General features: G+C 55.9%; 21 protein-coding genes. 13 read left to right on the forward strand and 8 right to left on the reverse strand.

Annotation, left to right across the window (positions count from 1 at the left end; all coding sequences use genetic code 11):
• Positions 1-29 precede the first annotated feature (29 nt).
• Complete coding sequence (locus tag IMQ56_RS01545) at positions 30-632, reverse strand: peroxiredoxin C (RefSeq protein ID WP_003859113.1); 603 nt, start codon at positions 630-632, stop codon at positions 30-32.
• 127 nt (positions 633-759) lie between these two features.
• The gene (gene acpH / locus IMQ56_RS01550; RefSeq protein ID WP_196063765.1) at positions 760-1341 is read right to left on the reverse strand and encodes an ACP phosphodiesterase; all 582 of its coding nucleotides are present in this window, start codon (positions 1339-1341) and stop codon (positions 760-762) included.
• Between the two features lie 92 nt (positions 1342-1433).
• Here acpH and queA point away from each other — a divergent pair, with 92 nt between their 5' ends.
• From queA to IMQ56_RS01585, 7 genes are all read left to right on the forward strand, one after another.
• Positions 1434-2504, forward strand: a complete 1071-nt coding sequence (gene queA, locus IMQ56_RS01555; RefSeq protein WP_015571304.1) for a tRNA preQ1(34) S-adenosylmethionine ribosyltransferase-isomerase QueA — start codon at positions 1434-1436, stop codon at positions 2502-2504.
• A 53-nt stretch (positions 2505-2557) separates the two neighbouring features.
• A complete protein-coding gene (gene tgt, locus IMQ56_RS01560; protein WP_015571303.1) occupies positions 2558-3685 on the forward strand; it encodes a tRNA guanosine(34) transglycosylase Tgt in 1128 nt (375 codons plus the stop codon).
• 22 nt (positions 3686-3707) lie between these two features.
• On the forward strand, positions 3708-4040 hold the full coding sequence (gene yajC / locus IMQ56_RS01565) for a preprotein translocase subunit YajC (RefSeq protein WP_003859109.1): 333 nt from the start codon (positions 3708-3710) through the stop codon (positions 4038-4040).
• 27 nt (positions 4041-4067) lie between these two features.
• A complete protein-coding gene (gene secD, locus IMQ56_RS01570; protein WP_017383164.1) occupies positions 4068-5915 on the forward strand; it encodes a protein translocase subunit SecD in 1848 nt (615 codons plus the stop codon).
• A 10-nt stretch (positions 5916-5925) separates the two neighbouring features.
• Positions 5926-6897, forward strand: a complete 972-nt coding sequence (gene secF, locus IMQ56_RS01575; protein ID WP_003859105.1) for a protein translocase subunit SecF — start codon at positions 5926-5928, stop codon at positions 6895-6897.
• 138 nt (positions 6898-7035) lie between these two features.
• Positions 7036-7401 carry a VOC family protein gene (locus IMQ56_RS01580; protein WP_017383165.1) on the forward strand — a complete coding sequence of 122 codons (366 nt, stop codon included), beginning with the start codon at positions 7036-7038 and terminating at the stop codon, positions 7399-7401.
• A gap of 10 nt (positions 7402-7411) precedes the next feature.
• On the forward strand, positions 7412-8092 hold the full coding sequence (locus IMQ56_RS01585; protein WP_047365320.1) for a YafY family protein: 681 nt from the start codon (positions 7412-7414) through the stop codon (positions 8090-8092).
• Positions 8093-8180: 88 nt separating this feature from the next.
• Here IMQ56_RS01585 and IMQ56_RS01590 read toward each other — a convergent pair whose 3' ends face one another.
• Entirely contained in the window at positions 8181-9065 is an 885-nt protein-coding gene (locus tag IMQ56_RS01590) for a nucleoside-specific channel-forming protein Tsx (protein WP_026080602.1), read from the reverse strand.
• 268 nt (positions 9066-9333) lie between these two features.
• The gene (locus IMQ56_RS01595) at positions 9334-9873 is read right to left on the reverse strand and encodes a DUF3251 domain-containing protein (RefSeq protein ID WP_026094391.1); all 540 of its coding nucleotides are present in this window, start codon (positions 9871-9873) and stop codon (positions 9334-9336) included.
• 152 nt (positions 9874-10025) lie between these two features.
• Between IMQ56_RS01595 and nrdR the strand changes: the two genes are divergently transcribed.
• The 5 genes from nrdR (at position 10026) to thiL (ending at position 13632) form a co-directional block, all read left to right on the forward strand.
• Positions 10026-10475, forward strand: a complete 450-nt coding sequence (gene nrdR / locus IMQ56_RS01600) for a transcriptional regulator NrdR (RefSeq protein ID WP_003859099.1) — start codon at positions 10026-10028, stop codon at positions 10473-10475.
• Positions 10476-10479: 4 nt separating this feature from the next.
• Positions 10480-11583, forward strand: coding sequence for a bifunctional diaminohydroxyphosphoribosylaminopyrimidine deaminase/5-amino-6-(5-phosphoribosylamino)uracil reductase RibD (gene ribD, locus IMQ56_RS01605; protein ID WP_017383169.1), 1104 nt, complete (start codon positions 10480-10482; stop codon positions 11581-11583).
• A gap of 87 nt (positions 11584-11670) precedes the next feature.
• Positions 11671-12141, forward strand: coding sequence for a 6,7-dimethyl-8-ribityllumazine synthase (ribE, locus tag IMQ56_RS01610; RefSeq protein WP_003859098.1), 471 nt, complete (start codon positions 11671-11673; stop codon positions 12139-12141).
• Between the two features lie 21 nt (positions 12142-12162).
• Positions 12163-12582, forward strand: a complete 420-nt coding sequence (gene nusB / locus IMQ56_RS01615; RefSeq protein WP_006809908.1) for a transcription antitermination factor NusB — start codon at positions 12163-12165, stop codon at positions 12580-12582.
• Between the two features lie 78 nt (positions 12583-12660).
• The gene (gene thiL / locus IMQ56_RS01620) at positions 12661-13632 is read left to right on the forward strand and encodes a thiamine-phosphate kinase (RefSeq protein ID WP_023296013.1); all 972 of its coding nucleotides are present in this window, start codon (positions 12661-12663) and stop codon (positions 13630-13632) included.
• A 90-nt stretch (positions 13633-13722) separates the two neighbouring features.
• Here thiL and IMQ56_RS01625 read toward each other — a convergent pair whose 3' ends face one another.
• The 4 genes from IMQ56_RS01625 to xseB form a co-directional block, all read right to left on the reverse strand.
• Positions 13723-14697 carry an aldo/keto reductase gene (locus tag IMQ56_RS01625; protein WP_045907206.1) on the reverse strand — a complete coding sequence of 325 codons (975 nt, stop codon included), beginning with the start codon at positions 14695-14697 and terminating at the stop codon, positions 13723-13725.
• Positions 14698-14759: 62 nt separating this feature from the next.
• Positions 14760-16622 (reverse strand): 1-deoxy-D-xylulose-5-phosphate synthase, encoded by a 1863-nt coding sequence (dxs, locus tag IMQ56_RS01630; RefSeq protein WP_015571294.1) that lies wholly within the window; start codon positions 16620-16622, stop codon positions 14760-14762.
• 24 nt (positions 16623-16646) lie between these two features.
• Positions 16647-17546, reverse strand: a complete 900-nt coding sequence (gene ispA / locus IMQ56_RS01635; protein ID WP_017383172.1) for a (2E,6E)-farnesyl diphosphate synthase — start codon at positions 17544-17546, stop codon at positions 16647-16649.
• Positions 17547-17789, reverse strand: a complete 243-nt coding sequence (gene xseB, locus IMQ56_RS01640; protein WP_003859094.1) for an exodeoxyribonuclease VII small subunit — start codon at positions 17787-17789, stop codon at positions 17547-17549. It lies immediately after the preceding gene.
• A 178-nt stretch (positions 17790-17967) separates the two neighbouring features.
• Between xseB and thiI the strand changes: the two genes are divergently transcribed.
• Positions 17968-19416 carry a tRNA uracil 4-sulfurtransferase ThiI gene (thiI, locus tag IMQ56_RS01645; RefSeq protein WP_006809903.1) on the forward strand — a complete coding sequence of 483 codons (1449 nt, stop codon included), beginning with the start codon at positions 17968-17970 and terminating at the stop codon, positions 19414-19416.
• Positions 19417-19475: the final 59 nt, after the last annotated feature.

Here is a 19475-nt window from a genome sequence, read left to right on the forward strand (position 1 = left end):
TTCGCGGGTTTTTTGGTAAACCGTGCCGATTACAGGCTGGATACGTTCTCGGACAGGTATTTAGCTACGCCGTCTGGGGAAGCCGCCATACCTTCTTTACCTTTTTCCCACTGAGCCGGGCACACTTCACCGTGCTCTTCGTGGAACTGGAGCGCGTCAACCATGCGCAGCATTTCGTCGATGTTACGACCCAGCGGCAGATCGTTCACAACCTGGTGACGAACGATGCCGTTCGCGTCGATCAGGAAAGAACCACGCAGTGCAACGCCAGCGTCCGGATGTTCGATACCGTAAGCCTGCTGGATTTCGCGTTTGATGTCCGCAACCATCGCGTATTTCACCGCACCGATGCCGCCGTTTTCGACAGGGGTGTTACGCCATGCGTTGTGTACAAATTCAGAGTCGAAGGAGACGCCAACCACTTCCACGCCACGCTTCTGGAATTCTTCGTAACGTTTGTCGAACGCGATCAGCTCAGACGGGCAAACGAAAGTGAAGTCCATTGGCCAGAAGAACAGAACGGTCGCTTTACCGTTGGTGTGCTGTTTGAAGTTGAAGTTTTCAACGATTTCACCATTGCCCAGAACGGCGGCAGCTGTAAAATCCGGAGCCGGACGAGTTACCAGAACCATATGATTCTCCTGTAGATACTAAGGTTATTTGGAACGCAACGCGGGCCAGTATAGAGGCAGTACGGGAATAAGACAAAGAGGTGGTAACAATCGTTCCACCAGCTTTTACCTATCAATCGAACCGACTTCACAGTTCTTTATTTTTCGCCTGCGTCATCATACGCGGGTAGAACTGCCAGAAGCGGGTTTCCAGCGCATCATAATGTTCATCCAGGTCATGCCATGAGTCGCGCAGCGCGTCCAGACGCGGTCGACGGCTCGCCATGCCGTTCAGGACGTTCTGAATGAAATCCATCTCGCGGTATCGCTCCAGCCAGCGTTCAGACCAGAGATAGTTATTCAGATTCACAAAGCGCGGCGGGGAGTCCGGCAAAATGATCGACACCTGCGCGTGGGCGTAGCGCACAAACTCAGGCAGCGACATATCAGGCGACAGCCGGGACCAGTGGCGCGACAGGAAATGATCCCACATGACGTCGAGCGTGATCGGCGCCACGCGTCGGGTTTCGGGGCGGAACCAGGCTTTGGCTTCCGTCACTTCCGGCAGGTTATCGGTCAGCACGTCGATGCGGCGGTGCATAAAAATCCCGTCGACAACCTCAGGGGAGTACGCTTCCGCGGGGTTGCCGCGTACAAAATCGGCCAGCAAATTGCCGGAGAGGGAGCTGTCCGCGAGATGAGCGAGATGCATATGAGCGAGAAAATTCATGCGTTTTCGTTGTCCGGTGGCGGCTAGTTGTTGCAGCAAAAGGGTGTGAGCACTAGACTATGCCGCCTGTTTTTAAGTCACGAGTATACGTCATGCGCGTCGCCGATTTCTCCTTTGAACTACCTGAATCCCTGATTGCTCACTACCCCATGCCTGAGCGTAGCAGCTGTCGCTTGCTGTCACTGGACGGGCCAACGGGCGCGCTGACGCACGGTACTTTCACCGATCTGCTCGACAAGCTCAACCCTGGCGATCTGCTGGTCTTTAACAATACCCGCGTGATCCCGGCGCGTCTGTTTGGCCGTAAAGCCAGCGGCGGTAAGATTGAGGTGCTGGTCGAACGTATGCTCGATGATAAACGTATTCTGGCACATATTCGCGCCTCTAAAGCGCCGAAGCCGGGCGCTGAACTGCTGCTGGGGGATGACGAGAGCATCAAAGCGACCATGACCGCGCGTCACGATGCGCTATTTGAAGTGGAATTCAACGACGAGCGCACGGTGCTCGATATCCTCAACGCCATCGGCCACATGCCGCTGCCGCCGTATATTGAGCGCCCGGACGAAGAGGCCGACCGCGAGCTGTATCAGACCGTCTACAGCCAGAAGCCTGGCGCGGTGGCGGCGCCAACGGCGGGCCTGCACTTTGATGAACCGCTGCTGGAAAAGCTGCGCGCGAAAGGCATTGAGATGGCGTTCGTGACGCTGCACGTCGGCGCGGGGACCTTCCAGCCGGTGCGCGTGGACAGCATCGAAGACCACATCATGCACTCTGAGTATGCCGAAGTGCCACAGGAGGTTGTGGATGCGGTGCTGGCGGCGAAAGCGCGCGGTAATCGCGTCGTGGCCGTCGGTACAACGTCGGTACGTTCCCTTGAGAGCGCTGCGCAGGCCGCGAAAAGCGAGCTGATTGAGCCGTTCTTTGGCGATACGCAGATCTTTATCTACCCGGGCTATCAGTACAAAGTCATTGATGCGCTGGTGACCAACTTCCATCTGCCTGAATCGACGTTGATTATGCTGGTTTCCGCGTTTGCGGGGTATCAGCATACGATGAACGCCTACAAGTCTGCGGTAGAACAAAAATATCGCTTTTTTAGCTACGGTGACGCGATGTTTATCACGTACAATCCGCAGGCTTTGAATGAGCGTGTCGGGGAATAAGTCCGCGGCACCGTATTACAACGTTGGACTGTTTTTCTGACGTCGGAGAAAAAATGAAATTTGAACTCGATACCACCGATGGCCGCGCGCGTCGCGGTCGTCTGGTGTTTGATCGCGGCGTGGTAGAAACCCCCGCGTTTATGCCTGTGGGCACGTACGGCACCGTAAAAGGAATGACGCCGGAAGAAGTTGAAGCCACTGGCGCACAGATTATCCTCGGCAACACCTTCCACCTGTGGCTGCGTCCGGGCCAGGAGATTATGAAGCTCCACGGCGACCTGCACGATTTCATGCAGTGGAAAGGCCCGATCCTCACCGACTCCGGCGGTTTCCAGGTCTTCAGCCTGGGCGATATCCGTAAGATTACTGAGCAGGGCGTACACTTCCGTAACCCGATCAACGGCGATCCAATCTTCCTCGATCCGGAAAAATCCATGGAGATTCAGTACGATCTCGGCTCCGATATCGTAATGATCTTCGACGAATGTACGCCATACCCGGCGGACTGGGACTACGCCAAGCGTTCTATGGAGATGTCCCTGCGTTGGGCGAAGCGTAGCCGCGACCGTTTTGACGCCCTGCAAAACAAAAATGCGCTGTTCGGCATTATCCAGGGCAGCGTTTACGAAGATTTACGCGATATCTCGGTTAAAGGTCTGGTAGAGATAGGCTTTGATGGCTACGCTGTCGGCGGTTTGGCTGTGGGTGAGCCGAAGGAAGATATGCACCGCATTCTGGAGCATGTCTGCCCGCAAATCCCGGCGGATAAACCACGATACCTGATGGGTGTGGGTAAACCAGAAGATCTGGTGGAAGGCGTACGTCGCGGCATTGATATGTTCGACTGCGTTATGCCAACCCGAAACGCGCGTAACGGTCATCTGTTCGTTACCGATGGCGTGGTGAAAATCCGTAACGCGAAGCATAAGAGTGACACCAGCCCGCTCGATTCCGAGTGCGATTGCTATACCTGTCGCAATTATTCTCGCGCGTATCTGCATCATCTCGATCGTTGCAACGAGATTTTGGGGGCGCGTCTCAATACCATTCATAATCTTCGTTATTATCAGCGCTTAATGGCTGGTTTACGTAAGGCTATCGAAGAGGGTAAATTAGAGAGCTTCGTGACCGATTTCTACCAACGTCAGGGGCGGGATGTTCCACCGTTGAACGTTGATTAATTTTAATAATGAGGGAATTTGAATGAGCTTTTTTATTTCTGATGCGGTAGCAGCAACGGGTGCACCAGCGCAGGGCAGCCCGATGTCTCTGATTCTGATGCTGGTTGTGTTCGGTCTGATCTTCTACTTCATGATCCTGCGTCCACAGCAGAAGCGTACTAAAGAGCACAAAAACCTGATGAACTCCATCGCGAAGGGCGATGAAGTCCTGACCAATGGTGGCCTGGTGGGTCGCGTAACCAAAGTAGCGGAAAACGGCTACATTGCTATCGCCCTCAACGACACCACTGAAGTGGTTATCAAACGTGACTTCGTAGCTGCCGTTCTGCCGAAAGGCACCATGAAGGCGCTGTAATCCCAACTTTTCCCAAAGGGAACTGCCGTGTTAAACCGTTATCCTTTGTGGAAGTACATCATGCTGGTCGTCGTGATTATCGTCGGCCTGCTGTACGCGCTTCCCAACCTGTATGGTGAGGATCCGGCCGTTCAAATCACTGGCGCGCGCGGTGTCGCCGCCAGTGAGCAAACGCTGATCCAGGTCCAGAAAACGTTACAAGAAGAAAAAATTACCGCTAAGTCTGTGGCACTGGAAGAGGGCGCAATTCTTGCTCGCTTCGACACCACCGACACGCAGCTCCGCGCACGTGAAGCGCTGATGGGCGTGCTGGGTGATAAGTATGTCGTGGCGCTTAACCTTGCTCCTGCAACCCCACGCTGGCTGGCTGCGCTGAACGCAGAGCCAATGAAACTGGGTCTTGACCTGCGTGGCGGCGTTCACTTCCTGATGGAAGTGGATATGGATACCGCGCTCGGCAAGCTACAGGAACAGAATATCGACAGCCTGCGCAGCGATCTGCGCGATAAGGGCATTCCGTACACCACCGTACGTAAAGAAGATAACTACGGCTTGAGCATCACGTTCCGCGACAGCGCGGCACGCGATCAGGCTGTGACGTATCTGTCTCAGCGTCACCGCGATCTGGTGATCACCTCTCAGGGCAGCAACCAGCTGCGTGCGGTAATGACCGACGCGCGTCTGAGTGAAGCACGTGAATACGCCGTTCAGCAGAACATTAACATTCTGCGTAACCGTGTAAACCAGCTGGGCGTGGCTGAGCCACTGGTACAGCGTCAGGGTGCTGACCGTATCGTGGTCGAACTGCCGGGTATCCAGGATACCGCCCGTGCGAAAGAGATTCTGGGCGCGACGGCGACCCTGGAGTTCCGTCTGGTTAACTCCAATGTCGACCAGGCTGCTGCGGCTTCAGGCCGTGTGCCGGGCGATTCTGAAGTGAAACAGACCCGCGAAGGCCAGCCTGTTGTGCTGTACAAACGCGTGATCCTGACCGGTGACCATATCACCGACTCCACTTCAAGCCAGGATGAGTACAACCAGCCGCAGGTTAACATCTCGCTGGATAGCGCAGGCGGCAACATCATGTCTAACTTCACCAAGGACAACATCGGCAAGCCGATGGCGACCCTGTTCGTGGAGTACAAAGACAGCGGTAAGAAAGACGCCAATGGCCGTGCCGTGCTGGTGAAAGAGGAAGAGGTGATTAACATCGCCAACATCCAGTCTCGTCTGGGTAACAGCTTCCGTATTACCGGTATCAGCAACCCGAACGAAGCGCGTCAGCTCTCTCTGCTGCTGCGTGCCGGTGCGCTGATTGCGCCAATTCAGATTGTTGAAGAACGTACCATCGGTCCAACCCTGGGTATGCAGAACATCAAACAGGGTCTGGAAGCGTGTCTGGCCGGTCTGGCGGTGTCCATCATCTTCATGATCTTCTTCTATAAGAAGTTCGGCCTGATTGCGACCTCCGCGCTGATTGCCAACCTGGTGCTGATCATCGGTATCATGTCCCTGCTGCCGGGGGCGACGCTGACCATGCCGGGGATTGCGGGTATCGTTCTAACCCTTGCGGTGGCGGTCGACGCCAACGTACTGATAAACGAACGTATCAAAGAAGAGCTGAGCAACGGTCGTTCTGTACAGCAGGCGATTGAAGAAGGCTACAAAGGGGCGTTCAGCTCCATCTTCGATGCGAACGTAACAACACTGATTAAGGTTCTTATCCTGTATGCAGTGGGTACTGGCGCGATCAAAGGCTTTGCGATTACTACCGGTATCGGTGTCGCAACGTCGATGTTTACCGCTATTGTCGGCACCCGTGCCATCGTGAACCTGCTGTACGGCGGCAAGCGCGTCAAAAAGCTGTCTATCTGAGGAGTGCGTTGTGGCACAGGAATATACTGTTGAACAATTGAACCACGGCCGTAAAGTCTGGGACTTTATGCGCTGGGACTACTGGGCCTTCGGCATTTCAGGTTTTCTGCTGATCTTGTCCATCGTCATTATGGGCGTGAAAGGCTTTAACTGGGGTCTGGATTTCACCGGTGGTACGGTGATCGAAATTACCCTGGAAAAACCGGTCGATATGGACCAGATGCGTGAGTCTCTGCAAAAAGCGGGCTTTGAAGAGCCGCTGCTACAGAACTTTGGCAGCAGCCGCGACATCATGGTGCGTATGCCGCCGGTACACGATGCCAACGGCAGCCAGGAGCTGGGCAGCAAGGTCGTCCAGGTTATTAACGAAACGACCAGCCAGGATGCAACGGTTAAGCGTATTGAGTTTGTCGGCCCGAGCGTTGGTGCTGACCTGGCGCAGACCGGTGCGATGGCGCTGCTGGTGGCGCTGATCTCGATCCTGATTTACGTCGGTTTCCGCTTTGAGTGGCGACTGGCGGCAGGCGTGGTTATCGCCCTGGCGCACGACGTGGTGATCACCATGGGCATACTGTCTCTGTTCCACATTGAGATTGACCTGACGATTGTGGCATCCCTGATGTCCGTTATCGGTTACTCACTGAACGACAGTATCGTGGTATCTGACCGTATTCGTGAAAACTTCCGTAAGATCCGTCGCGGCACGCCGTACGAAATCTTTAACGTGTCGTTGACCCAGACGCTGCACCGTACGTTGATCACCTCCGGCACCACCCTGATGGTGATCCTGATGCTGTTCCTGTTCGGTGGCCCGGTGCTGGAAGGCTTCTCGCTGACCATGCTGATCGGTGTGTCTATCGGTACGGCCTCGTCTATCTACGTCGCGTCCGCACTGGCGCTGAAGCTGGGCATGAAGCGCGAGCATCTGATCCAGCAGAAAGTCGAGAAAGAAGGGGCGGATCAGCCGTCCATTCTGCCGTAAGAGTCTTATGTAGTATTGAAATCCCGGCCTGTTGGCCGGGATTTTTTTTGTCTGCATCTCACAAACACTCCTGACAGTATGCTGTCAGGAGCCCTGTCGTAGACTCCTTCTGAACCCTAACAACAGGCAGGAGGACGTATGAAAAGTGTTATTAACTGGTTTGAAATTCCGGTCGCCGATATGGATCGCGCCATCAAATTTTATGAGTCGGTGATGCAGGTCGCGCTGCGGCGCGAGAAGATGGACGTGGCTGATCTGGCGATTTTCCCGCACGAGGATCCGGCCACCGGCGGCGCGCTGGCGAAATTTGACGGCGTTACACCGTCTTCGCAGGGCGCTATTATTTACCTGCATACTGACAATCTGGCGGCCACGCTCGATCGTATTGCTTCTGCGGGCGGTGAGTGCGTGTTTGGCCCGCTGGAACTGCCGCAAGGCATTGGCACTATAGCCCTGTTTACCGACAGCGAAGGTAATCGCGTCGGCCTCCATCAACCGGTATGAGAGTAAACCGATGACCCGACGCGCTGACCGTTTGTTCCAGATTGTGCAGATCCTTCGGGGCAGGCGTCTGACAACGGCAGCGCATCTGGCGGAAAGGCTTGGCGTGTCCGAGCGCACGGTGTACCGCGATATCCGCGACCTGTCGCTTTCCGGCGTGCCGGTGGAAGGCGAGGCGGGAAGCGGATATCGGCTGATGTCGGGTTTTGATTTACCCCCGCTGATGCTGACCAACAAAGAGTCCGAGGCGCTGATGGTGGCGATTCGCCTGCTCAAAACCTGGGGCGGGGAATCGCTGTCGCGCGAGCTGGAGTCGGCCCAGGAAAAAGTGCTGGCGATCCTGCCAGAAGAGAGCCGCCGCAAAGCTGAGCAGACGCGGATTTACGCGCCGGATATTGCCCTTCAGCCCCATTCCCGTAGTGGTTTCGACGTGATCCATCAGGCGATTTCCTCCCAGCGCGTGCTGGCACTGCATTATCGTGATGAGGCTGGGCAGTTAACCTGGCGTGAGGTGCAGCCGCTTGGGCTGTTCTTCTGGGGGGAGCACTGGCTGTTGGCTGCGTGGTGCGAGCGACGCGATGACTACCGCTGTTTCCGGCTCGACCGATGCCTCAATATTGTGCAGACGGAGAGGCGGTTTAGCGAAAGTGCGGACAGGTCATTGGCAGATTTTTTGCGCAAGGTGAGGCAGTAAAAAGCCGGGGGGCGGCTACGCCTTACCGGGCCTACATTCGGATCGTAGGCCCGGTAAGCGTAGCGCCACCGGGCGGAATCCGCACTGATTAGAAGTTGTAACCCACGACCAGGTAACCACCCCAACCGGTAGAGCGAACGCTGAAGTCGCCGTTGCCAAAGTTCAGGCTGGCGTCGTCGTTCCACTGGCCACCGTTGTGCCAGTAACGCGCAACAACAGAGTAGTGCCAGTGATCGTAGTTCAGCGCCAGGATGTGGCTGGACGCGATGGAGTCGTTAGTGCGCGCTTTTCTGCCGTTCAGGTCGCGGAAATCGTTATCGCCCAGGTCTGAACCCCAGTCAAAGTTGGTGAAGCCGATATAGCTCAGGTTACCGCCCCACAGTTGGGTAATTGGCACGAAGTATTTCACTTTGAAACGGTAGCCGTCCCACTCGTTCTCGTTCGCGGCGCCGTAGTTCTGCCACTGGTATTTTGCGTAGACGTTCATGGACAGGCTCATCGGCAGGCCAGTCTCAATGTCTGTACCCAGACCCATGTACCAGGTGCTCTGGCGACCGGACTTGTTGCGACCCATGTCGTAGATGTAGTTGTTTGCGAAATACCACTCTTTGAACGGACCAAACGCCAGACTGGTACCGGTCAGTTTATCAATGGAGAAGCGGGGTTCGATCTCCATGAACAGTGGGGAACCGTGGTTCCAGATACCTTTCGCGTCGGTGTTACCGCCGAAGAATACCGGTGCGTCCATGTAGCCATAGAAATCAAACCAGTCTTTTTTAGCGAATGCTTCGTACTCGAGGTAGGTATCGTTACGGATCTGCGGTCCGAAACGGGTATGGTAGCTGCCTACAACGTTAACGCTCTGATGCCACCAGTCGGAAAGGTATTGTGGTTTGTCGTTTTCCGCTGCGTTAACAGTGAAAGAGGTGGAGAGTGCCAGAACTGCACCGGCTGCGAGTAATGTTTTTTTCATAATCATGCCACTGATTGAAATTCCCTTCCGGGAGTGAAAAATGCGCGAATTGCGTTTCTAAATATTTCGTATTTCTGCGGAGCCTATTATAGGAATCCTTGCTCACAAAAATATGTGTTGTTTCACATATCTCTCACATACGTAATCGATTGCGTTCACGTTTGCGTACTTTAGACGGGCGGGATTGTAGCGGCAATCATTTATGTTGCCAATCCATACGAAATGTAAATGTTAGCGGAGTGACATTTCACTCCGCCAGAAGGGCGGGTTATTGCGCGGCGGGTTGAATGTCGTGAATACGGATAAAGCCCAGCTGTTCTGGGGTCAGTCCGCTCAGCTGGAGCGGGATATCAACATCGCTCGGCGCCAGCGTGCTGGCGGGGGCGGTGAAGAGCTGATTCTTCACGTTCACTTCCTGATAGCTCTCCGTGGTGCCCTGAATCTGGCCCCACTCTACGGTGCCGCTGAACGCGGGAAGCGGATCGTTGGACTCACCCTGAATGCGTAATGTTGCGCGAGTACCATCGGCATTCGCTGCAACATTCACCACAGACATCTTTAGCATGCCAATCTGGCTGTTCAGACGCGCGGGCGTGTTTGCACCTGGCAATAAATAAACGCCATTGCTGGATTTGGCATTCAGCGCGTTCTGCTGGGTGATCTTCACGGTTTCTTTGTTAAGTTTGTCCATCGCCACGTTAAGCGTATTCACGCTTTGTTTCATCTCGCGGACTTCGCTTTGCTGTGCGCAGGCGCTGAGCGTGAACAGGCTCCCCACCAGCACTATTTTCAGGTAACGTCTTGTCATTGCGTTTAATTCCTTGAAATCACAGATTGCTGCAATGGTAGACAGGATAGTGCCGTCAGGCATAGATCCTTTGTCTCAAAAAGCTCTTCCTTTGTTGTCGGGCCAGTTCAGGGTAAAATAGAAATCAGTTAACCAGATAACAGGGACATCGTATGCATTGCCCATTTTGCTCCGCTGTGGATACCAAAGTCATCGACTCGCGTCTTGTAGGCGAAGGGTCTTCCGTGCGTCGTCGTCGGCAGTGTCTGGTGTGCAACGAGCGTTTTACCACCTTTGAAGTGGCAGAGCTGGTAATGCCGCGCGTGGTAAAAAGTAACGATGTGCGCGAACCGTTCAATGAAGAGAAACTGCGTAGCGGGATGCTCAAGGCGCTGGAAAAACGGCCCGTCAGCTCCGATGACGTCGAAATGGCGTTAAACCATATTAAATCTTATCTGCGGGGGTTAGGCGAGCGCGAAGTGCCGAGCAAAATGATCGGCAATCTGGTGATGGAACAGCTGAAGAAGCTCGATAAAGTCGCCTATATCCGCTTTGCCTCCGTTTACCGCAGCTTCGAAGACATCAAAGAGTTTGGCGAAGAGATCGCCCGCTTACAGGATTAAGCCCATGCACGATGAGATGTACATGGCGCGCGCCATGAAGCTGGCGCAGCGCGGTCGGTTTACCACTCACCCTAACCCCAATGTCGGGTGCGTCATTGTTAAAGATGGCGAGATCGTGGGGGAAGGTTTTCACTACCGCGCAGGCGAGCCGCATGCTGAAGTGCATGCCCTGCGCATGGCGGGTGAGAAAGCGCGTGGCGCGACGGCCTATGTGACGCTGGAGCCATGCAGCCATCACGGACGTACGCCGCCGTGCTGTGAGGCGCTGATTGCGGCGGGCGTCTCGCGCGTTGTCGCCGCCATGCAGGATCCTAATCCGCAGGTGGCGGGCCGCGGGCTGTATCGTCTGCAACAGGAAGGCATCGACGTCAGCCACGGCCTGATGATGCAGGATGCCGAAAACATCAACAAAGGCTTCCTGAAGCGTATGCGCACCGGCTTCCCGTTTATCCAGCTTAAGCTTGGCGCGTCACTGGATGGCCGCACGGCGATGGCGAACGGCGAGAGCCAGTGGATCACCTCGCCGCAGGCAAGGCGCGATGTGCAACGTCTGCGCGCGCAAAGCCATGCTATTCTCACCAGCAGTGAAACGGTACTGGCTGACGATCCGGCCATGACCGTGCGCTGGGAAGAGCTGAATGCGGATACGCAGGCGCTCTATCCGCAGGAGAACCTGCGTCAGCCGCTGCGCATTATTGTTGATAGCCAGAACCGCGTGACGCCGGAGCACCGCATCGTGCAGCAGCCGGGTGAAACCTGGATTGCCCGCACCAAAGAAGATACGCGCGAGTGGCCGGAAGGCGTGCGCAGCATTATGGTGCCGGAACATAACGGGCATCTCGATCTCGTGGTGCTGATGATGTTGCTCGGCAAACAGCAGGTCAACAGCATCTGGGTTGAAGCCGGTCCGACGCTCGCCGGCGCACTGCTTCAGGCGGGGCTGGTGGATGAGCTTCTCGTCTACGTTGCGCCTAAACTGTTAGGTAATGACGCGCGCGGCCTGTTTGTGCTGCCCGGCCTTGAAAAACTGGCCGATGCGCCGCAACTCTCATTCAGCGAGATTCGTCCGGTAGGCCCGGATGTCTGCCTCCATTTAACGACAGCGTAATTGCTCCTGAAATAGGGAAGCAGTGCGCAAAGTATTATGATAAAATCCGCCCCCCTGCGGGGCCAAATGAACCCGTAAAGGAAGAGTATGAACATTATTGAAGCTGCTGTAGCTACCCCGGACGCTCGCGTCGCCATCACCATTGCGCGTTTCAACAACTTCATCAACGATAGCCTGCTGGAAGGTGCGGTTGACGCCCTGAAACGTATCGGCCAGGTTAAAGATGACAACATTACCGTCGTTTGGGTACCAGGTGCTTACGAACTGCCACTGGCAGCGGGCGCGCTGGCGAAAACCGGTAAATACGACGCGGTGATTGCGCTGGGTACCGTTATTCGTGGCGGCACTGCGCACTTCGAATACGTTGCGGGCGGTGCAAGCAACGGTCTGGCACACGTTGCACAGGATGCTGAAATCCCTGTCGCGTTCGGCGTGCTGACCACCGAAAGTATTGAACAAGCCATCGAACGTGCTGGCACTAAAGCCGGTAACAAAGGTGCAGAAGCTGCACTGACCGCGCTTGAAATGATCAATGTATTGAAAGCCATCAAGGCCTGATTTTTTTGTAAGGGGAATTCCGTGAAACCTGCTGCTCGTCGCCGCGCCCGTGAATGTGCCGTCCAGGCACTTTACTCCTGGCAGTTGTCCCAGAACGACATCGCTGATGTTGAATACCAGTTCCTGTCAGAACAGGACGTGAAAGACGTTGACGTTCTGTACTTCCGTGAACTGCTGTCGGGAGTGGCGACTAATAGCGCGTATCTCGATGGTCTGATGAAGCCATACCTGTCCCGTCTGCTCGAAGAGCTGGGCCAGGTCGAAAAAGCAGTGTTGCGTATCGCGCTGTTTGAGCTGTCTAAACGTGATGATGTGCCGTACAAAGTGGCCATCAACGAAGCGATCGAACTGGCGAAAACCTTCGGCGCTGAAGACAGCCACAAGTTTGTTAACGGCGTGCTGGATAAAGCCGCACCTGCGATCCGTCCCCACAAAAAGTGATCCGCAAACCGGAGTCTTGCATTGCCTTTTTGGCAGTGCGGCTCCGGTTTTTTTATTTAATTTGCTGAGGCATAACGTATGGCATGCGGCGAATTCTCCCTGATTGCCCGTTATTTCGACCGTGTCAGAACCTCTCGTCTTGATGTTGAAACCGGCATTGGCGATGACTGCGCACTTCTCAATATTCCCGAAAAACAGACGCTGGCAATCAGCACCGACACCTTAGTGTGTGGGCGTCATTTCCTGCCGGATATCGATCCTGCCGATCTGGCGTATAAAGCGCTGGCGGTGAACGTCAGCGATCTGGCGGCAATGGGCGCCGACCCGGCCTGGCTGACGCTGGCTCTGACCCTGCCGGAGGTGGATGAAGCCTGGCTTGAAGCCTTCAGCGATGCCCTGTTTGAACAGCTGAATTATTACGATATGCAGCTGATTGGCGGTGATACCACCGCCGGTCCGCTGTCCATGACCCTGGCAATCCACGGCTATGTGCCTGCCGGGCGCGCGCTGAAGCGCTCGGGTGCAAAACCAGGCGACTGGATCTACGTGACCGGTACGCCGGGCGACAGCGCGGCAGGGCTGGCGATCCTTCAGAACCGTTTAACGGTTGAAGATGCTGACGATGCGGCGTATCTGGTGAAGCGCCATCTGCGGCCAACGCCGCGTATTCTGCACGGTCAGGCGCTGCGCGAGCGGGCCAGTTCGGCTATCGATTTGTCTGACGGGCTGATCTCCGATCTCGGCCATATCCTGAAGGCCAGCGGCGTGGGCGCACGCGTTGACCTGGATCTGTTCCCGCTGTCGGAGCAACTGCTTCGCCATGTCGAACCTGAACAGGCGCTGCGCTGGGCGTTATCCGGTGGAGAAGATTATGAGCTGTGCTTCACCGTGCCTGAGCTGAATCGCGGGACGCTGGATGTGGCGCTAGCGCATCTGGGGGCGAAATTTACCTGCATCGGGCAGGTGATGCCGGAAAGTGAAGGGCTGCTGTTTGTCCGCGACGGCGCCCCGGTTACGCTTGACTGGAAAGGGTACGATCACTTTGGGTGAGTGTTTTGCCGGGTGGCGGCTTCGCCTTACCCGGCCTACGATCGCACTTTATTTGTAGGCCGGGTAAGCGCAGCGCCACCCGGCAAGTGTTTATTTAAACCCTACCACCGGATGCTGCTGATACGGCGTCTCCAGCTCGGCAATCTGCTCCGGCGTCAACGATAAGTCCACCGCACTCAACAACTCATCCAGCTGTTCTTCCCGCGACGTGCCCACAATCGGTGCGGCGACACCGCGCTTGCTCAGCAGCCACGCCAGCGCCACCTGCGCGCGCGTTGCACCGATATCGTCGGCGATCCCGGCTAAGCGTTCGGCAATTAACGCATCGCTGGCTTCTGTATCGTCATACAGGTTTTTACCCACTTCATCCGATACCAGCCGGGCGGTAGTTTCGCCCCACGGACGGGTTAACCTTCCGCGCGCCAGCGGGCTCCACGGGATCACCGCCACGCCTTCCTGGTAGCAGAGCGGCAGCATCTCGCGCTCTTCTTCCCGGTAAATCAGGTTGTAGTGATCCTGCATAGTGACAAAGCGCGCCCAGCCGTGCTGCGCCTGGAGATCGAGCGCCTGGGCAAACTGTGAGGCATGCATGGACGATGCGCCGATGTAGCGCGCTTTACCGGCTTTCACAACGTCGTTCAACGCTTCAAGCGTCTCTTCGAGCGGGGTGTTGTAATCCCAGCGGTGGATTTGCAGCAGGTCGACGTAATCCATGTTCAGGCGTCTGAGGCTGTCATCAATGGAACGCAGGATCTGCGCGCGAGAAAGGCCTTCCGCCAGATCGCCTGACGGGTAGTACACCTTAGTGGCGACCACAACGTCATCACGACGGGCAAAATCTCGCAGGGCGCGGCCCACAATCTCTTCGCTGCTGCCGTCTGAGTAGCTGTTGGCGGTATCGAAGAAGTTGATGCCGCCGTCAATGGCGCGCTTGATGATAGGGCGGCTGCTCTCTTCCGGCAGCGTCCAGGCATGATTTCCCCGGTCAGGCTCGCCAAACGTCATGCATCCCAGGCAAAGCCGGGACACCTTAAGGTCCGTTTTTCCTAATGTCGTGTATTGCATGGTTCCGCTCCTGCTGTTTAAACAATACGTTTAAGCATAGCAGGAGCAGAAAAGGGGAGGGATCAGGCCAGCCAGGTGCGGATTTTAGCTTCGATACCGGCGGCGTCCAGACCAATGTCGGCGCGCGCCTCATCCTGGGTGCCTTGCGGGATGAAGTGGTCAGGGAGGCCGAGATTAAGCACCGGAACGGCTTTACGGTTCGCCATAAGCACTTCGTTCACGCCGCTACCCGCTCCACCCATGATGGCGTTCTCTTCCAGCGTGACCAGAACGTCATGGCTTTCCGCCATGCTCAGAATCAGAGATTCATCGAGCGGCTTCACGAAGCGCATATCGACCAGCGTCGCATTCAGGTTTTCAGCGACTTTTGCCGCTTCCGGCATCAACGTACCAAAGTTCAGGATCGCCACTTTTTCACCACGGCGTTTCACCAGACCTTTACCGATATCCAGTTTTTCCAGCGGCTGTAATTCAACGCCAAGGGCATTACCGCGCGGATAACGTACCGCGCAGGGGCCGTCCTGATAGTGGTAACCGGTATACAGCATCTGACGACACTCGTTTTCGTCGCTTGGCGTCATGATCACCATATCAGGGATGCAGCGCAGGAAGGAGAGATCAAACGCGCCCTGGTGCGTCTGGCCATCAGCCCCCACAATGCCCGCGCGATCGATAGCAAACAGCACCGGCAGCTTCTGGATGGCAACGTCATGGATAACCTGATCGTAGGCGCGTTGCAGGAAGGTAGAGTAGATCGCTACCACCGGTTTGTAGCCGCCAATCGCCAGGCCCGCAGCAAAGGTTACCGCGTGCTGCTCGGCGATAGCCACGTCGAAATACTGGTCCGGGTATTTTTTGGAAAACTCCACCATGCCGGAGCCTTCACGCATGGCAGGCGTCACCGCCATCAGCATGTTGTCTTTCGCCGCCGTTTCGCACAGCCAGTCGCCAAAGATTTTTGAGTAGCTCGGCATCCCGCCGCTGCTTTTCGGCAGGCAGCCGCTGGTATGGTCGAACTTAGGCACCGCGTGGAAGGTGATCGGATCTTTTTCCGCCGGTTCGTAACCACGCCCTTTTTTGGTCATGATATGCAGGAACTGCGGGCCTTTCAGGTCGCGCATGTTTTTAAGCGTCGTCACCAGGCCCAGCACATCGTGGCCGTCCACCGGGCCAATATAGTTAAAGCCCAGCTCTTCGAACAGCGTACCCGGCACGACCATGCCTTTGATGTGTTCTTCGGTACGCTTAAGCAGCTCTTTAATCGGCGGTACGCCGGAGAAGACTTTTTTACCACCTTCACGCAGTGAGGAGTAAAGCTTGCCGGACAGCAGCTGCGCCAGATGGTTATTCAGCGCGCCGACGTTCTCGGAGATCGACATTTCGTTATCGTTGAGGATCACCAGCATGTCCGGTTTGATATCGCCCGCGTGGTTCATGGCCTCAAAGGCCATCCCGGCGGTGATCGCCCCGTCGCCAATCACGCAGACGGTGCGGCGTTGTTTATTCTCTTTTTCGGCGGCAACGGCAATACCAATGCCCGCAGAAATGGAGGTGGAAGAGTGGCCGACGCTTAACACATCATATTCACTCTCGCCGCGCCACGGGAACGGGTGCAGGCCCCCTTTCTGGCGAATGGTGCCAATTTTATCGCGACGTCCGGTCAGAATTTTGTGCGGATAGGCCTGGTGGCCTACATCCCAGATCAGCTGATCGAACGGCGTGTTATAGACGTAATGCAACGCCACGGTCAGCTCAACCGTGCCAAGTCCGGAGGCGAAGTGGCCGCTGGAGCGGCTAACGCTGTCGAGCAGGTAGCGACGCAGCTCGTCACACAGCTTCGGCAGACTCTCTTTCGGCAACAGACGTAACTCCTGAGTGGAGTCAACTAACGCCAGTGTCGGGTATTTGGCAATATCAAAACTCATCAAAGGCTCATCGAGATTTATAGTTTATTTATCACGCTGGATTATGTAGTCCGCTAGCGCTTCCAGTGCCGAGGTATCCAGCGATTGCGCGGCCAGCTCATTCAGCGACCGGCGGGCATCGTCTATCAGATCCCGGGCTTTACGTTGGGCATGCTCAAGGCCCAACAGGGCGGGGTAGGTACTTTTGCCAAGCTGCTGATCCGCACCCTGACGTTTTCCCAATGTTGCAGTATCGCCCACCACATCCAGAATGTCATCCTGAACCTGGAATGCCAGACCGATACTTTCTGCGTATCTGTCCAGAACCGGCAGGGCTTTACGCCCGCGTTCACCCGCGCTCAGCGCGCCCAGGCGAACGGCTGCACGAATCAGTGCGCCCGTTTTGTGACGGTGGATGCGCTCCAGCTGTTCCAGAGTAACCTGACGCCCTTCAGCCTCTAAATCCAGTGCCTGGCCGCCGCACATCCCGGCGACGCCGCTGGCCATTGCCAGTTCGGACACCATTGCCAGACGATCGCGATCGCTCACCTCAACCATCGGCGCATCGCTCAGAATGGAGAAGGCCAGGGTTTGCAGCGCATCCCCCGCCAGAATGGCATTCGCTTCGCCAAATTTGATATGGCAGGTTGGCTGACCGCGACGCAGATCGTCATCGTCCATGGCCGGCAAATCATCGTGGATCAGCGAATAGGCGTGGATACACTCCACGGCGGCTGCCGGGGCGTCCAGCGTGTTATCGCTGATACCGAACATATTGCCCGTGGCATACACCAGGAACGGACGCAGGCGTTTACCCCCCAAGAGTGCGCCATAGTGCATGGCTTCAACCAGTGGAGTGTTCTGAAAAGGCTGCGGCTCAATGAATCGGCGCAGCGCATCGTTGGCGCGGATGACGCGCGCCTGAAGCGCGTTGGAAAAATCCATTTACTCGGCGTCCGGTGTGAATGGCGTGGTTTTAGCGTCTTCGCTGTCGGAAAGCAGGATCTGCACACGCTGCTCGGCCTGCTGGAGTTTTACCTGCCCCTGGCGCGCGAGCTGCACGCCGCGTTCAAATTCGTTGAGCGCGTCTTCCAGCGGGAGATCGCCACTCTCAAGACGGGTAACGATCTGCTCCAGTTCACTCAGCGCAGTTTCGAAACTGGCCGGTGCGTCGTTTTTCTTCGGCATAGTGAATTGACTCTTAAATTTTTCGCCCTGACATGGTAACGGACTCGGGGCAATTATCAAATAACGCGAGTGGCGCGATGGTGGTATACTTGCGCGCCTGGATGCAGCCACGGGTGTGGGCTGCTGTATCATTTTCCACTACAAGCCTTTATAAGCTTGCCTAAGAAACATTGCCGCCATGAAGTTTATCATTAAATTGTTCCCTGAAATCACCATCAAAAGCCAATCCGTGCGTTTGCGCTTTATTAAAATTCTCACCGGGAACATTCGTAACGTATTAAAACACTACGACGAAACGCTCGCCGTGGTGCGTCACTGGGACCATGTAGAAGTCCGCGCGAAAGACGAAAACAAACGTCTTGATATTCGCGACGCGCTGACCCGTATCCCGGGTATTCACCATATTCTGGAAGTGGAAGACGTTCCCTTCACCGATATGCACGATATCTTCGAAAAGGCGTTGGTGCAGTACCGCGACCAGATCGAAGGGAAAACGTTCTGCGTGCGCGTGAAGCGCCGGGGTAAGCATGAGTTTAGCTCTATTGAGGTTGAGCGCTACGTCGGTGGTGGTCTGAACCAGCACGTTGAAACGGCGCGCGTGCGCCTGACTAACCCGGACGTCACCGTTAATCTTGAGATCGAAAACGATCGCCTGCTGCTGGTCAAGGGCCGTTACGAAGGTATTGGCGGTTTCCCTATCGGCACTCAGGAAGATGTGCTGTCGCTGATCTCCGGTGGTTTCGACTCCGGCGTGTCCAGCTATATGCTGATGCGTCGTGGCTGCCGCGTGCACTACTGCTTCTTTAACCTGGGCGGCGCGGCGCATGAAATCGGCGTACGTCAGGTGGCGCATTACCTGTGGAACCGCTTCGGCAGCTCTCACCGCGTGCGTTTTGTGGCGATCAACTTTGAGCCGGTGGTCGGCGAAATCCTCGAAAAAGTGGACGACGGCCAGATGGGCGTGGTGCTGAAGCGTATGATGGTGCGTGCGGCGTCCAAAGTGGCTGAGCGCTACGGCGTGCAGGCGCTGGTCACCGGTGAAGCGCTGGGACAGGTCTCCAGCCAGACGCTGACTAACCTGCGTCTTATCGATAACGTGTCTGATACGCTGATCCTGCGTCCGCTGATCTCTCACGATAAAGAGCACATCATCGATCTGGCGCGTAAAATAGGTACTGAAGATTTTGCCCGCACCATGCCGGAATATTGCGGTGTGATCTCAAAAAGTCCAACCATCAAAGCGGTGAAGGCGAAGATCGAAGCGGAAGAAGAGAACTTCGATTTCAGCATCCTGGAAAAAGTGGTGGCGGAAGCGTCCAACATCGATATCCGTGAGATCGCTCAGCAGACCGAGCAGGAAGTGGTTGAGGTGGAGACGGTCAGCGGCTTCGGTGCTAACGATACGATTCTGGATATCCGTTCTGTTGATGAGCAGGATGACAAGCCGTTGCAGGTGGAAGGCGTCGAGGTGGTTTCGCTGCCGTTCTACAAGCTGAGCACCCAGTTTGGCGATCTCGACCAGAGCAAAACGTATCTGCTGTGGTGCGAACGTGGGGTCATGAGCCGTTTGCAGGCGCTGTATCTGCGTGAGCAGGGCTTCGCGAACGTGAAGGTGTATCGCCCGTAGTTTCTCGCCCGGTGGCGCGAGAGCTACCGGGCCTGCGATTCTATGCTCTTTTTGGCCGG

Source organism: Enterobacter sp. Res13-Sevr-PEC09-46, from assembly GCF_015672585.1.
GTDB lineage: Bacteria > Pseudomonadota > Gammaproteobacteria > Enterobacterales > Enterobacteriaceae > Enterobacter > Enterobacter hormaechei_C.

Bases quoted from the DNA above. Each gene is read 5' to 3' on its own strand.
- thiL (WP_023296013.1), top strand. From the start codon at position 12,661: ATGGCATGCGGCGAATTCTCCCTGATTGCCCGTTATTTCGACCGTGTC.
- tgt (WP_015571303.1), top strand. From the start codon at position 2,558: ATGAAATTTGAACTCGATACCACCGATGGCCGCGCGCGTCGCGGTCGT.
- xseB (WP_003859094.1), bottom strand. From the start codon at position 17,789: ATGCCGAAGAAAAACGACGCACCGGCCAGTTTCGAAACTGCGCTGAGT.
- ribE (WP_003859098.1), top strand. From the start codon at position 11,671: ATGAACATTATTGAAGCTGCTGTAGCTACCCCGGACGCTCGCGTCGCC.
- ispA (WP_017383172.1), bottom strand. From the start codon at position 17,546: ATGGATTTTTCCAACGCGCTTCAGGCGCGCGTCATCCGCGCCAACGAT.
- IMQ56_RS01545 (WP_003859113.1), bottom strand. From the start codon at position 632: ATGGTTCTGGTAACTCGTCCGGCTCCGGATTTTACAGCTGCCGCCGTT.
- IMQ56_RS01625 (WP_045907206.1), bottom strand. From the start codon at position 14,697: ATGCAATACACGACATTAGGAAAAACGGACCTTAAGGTGTCCCGGCTT.
- IMQ56_RS01580 (WP_017383165.1), top strand. From the start codon at position 7,036: ATGAAAAGTGTTATTAACTGGTTTGAAATTCCGGTCGCCGATATGGAT.
- queA (WP_015571304.1), top strand. From the start codon at position 1,434: ATGCGCGTCGCCGATTTCTCCTTTGAACTACCTGAATCCCTGATTGCT.
- dxs (WP_015571294.1), bottom strand. From the start codon at position 16,622: ATGAGTTTTGATATTGCCAAATACCCGACACTGGCGTTAGTTGACTCC.
- thiI (WP_006809903.1), top strand. From the start codon at position 17,968: ATGAAGTTTATCATTAAATTGTTCCCTGAAATCACCATCAAAAGCCAA.
- ribD (WP_017383169.1), top strand. From the start codon at position 10,480: ATGCACGATGAGATGTACATGGCGCGCGCCATGAAGCTGGCGCAGCGC.
- nrdR (WP_003859099.1), top strand. From the start codon at position 10,026: ATGCATTGCCCATTTTGCTCCGCTGTGGATACCAAAGTCATCGACTCG.
- IMQ56_RS01585 (WP_047365320.1), top strand. From the start codon at position 7,412: ATGACCCGACGCGCTGACCGTTTGTTCCAGATTGTGCAGATCCTTCGG.
- IMQ56_RS01595 (WP_026094391.1), bottom strand. From the start codon at position 9,873: ATGACAAGACGTTACCTGAAAATAGTGCTGGTGGGGAGCCTGTTCACG.
- IMQ56_RS01590 (WP_026080602.1), bottom strand. From the start codon at position 9,065: ATGAAAAAAACATTACTCGCAGCCGGTGCAGTTCTGGCACTCTCCACC.
- yajC (WP_003859109.1), top strand. From the start codon at position 3,708: ATGAGCTTTTTTATTTCTGATGCGGTAGCAGCAACGGGTGCACCAGCG.
- acpH (WP_196063765.1), bottom strand. From the start codon at position 1,341: ATGAATTTTCTCGCTCATATGCATCTCGCTCATCTCGCGGACAGCTCC.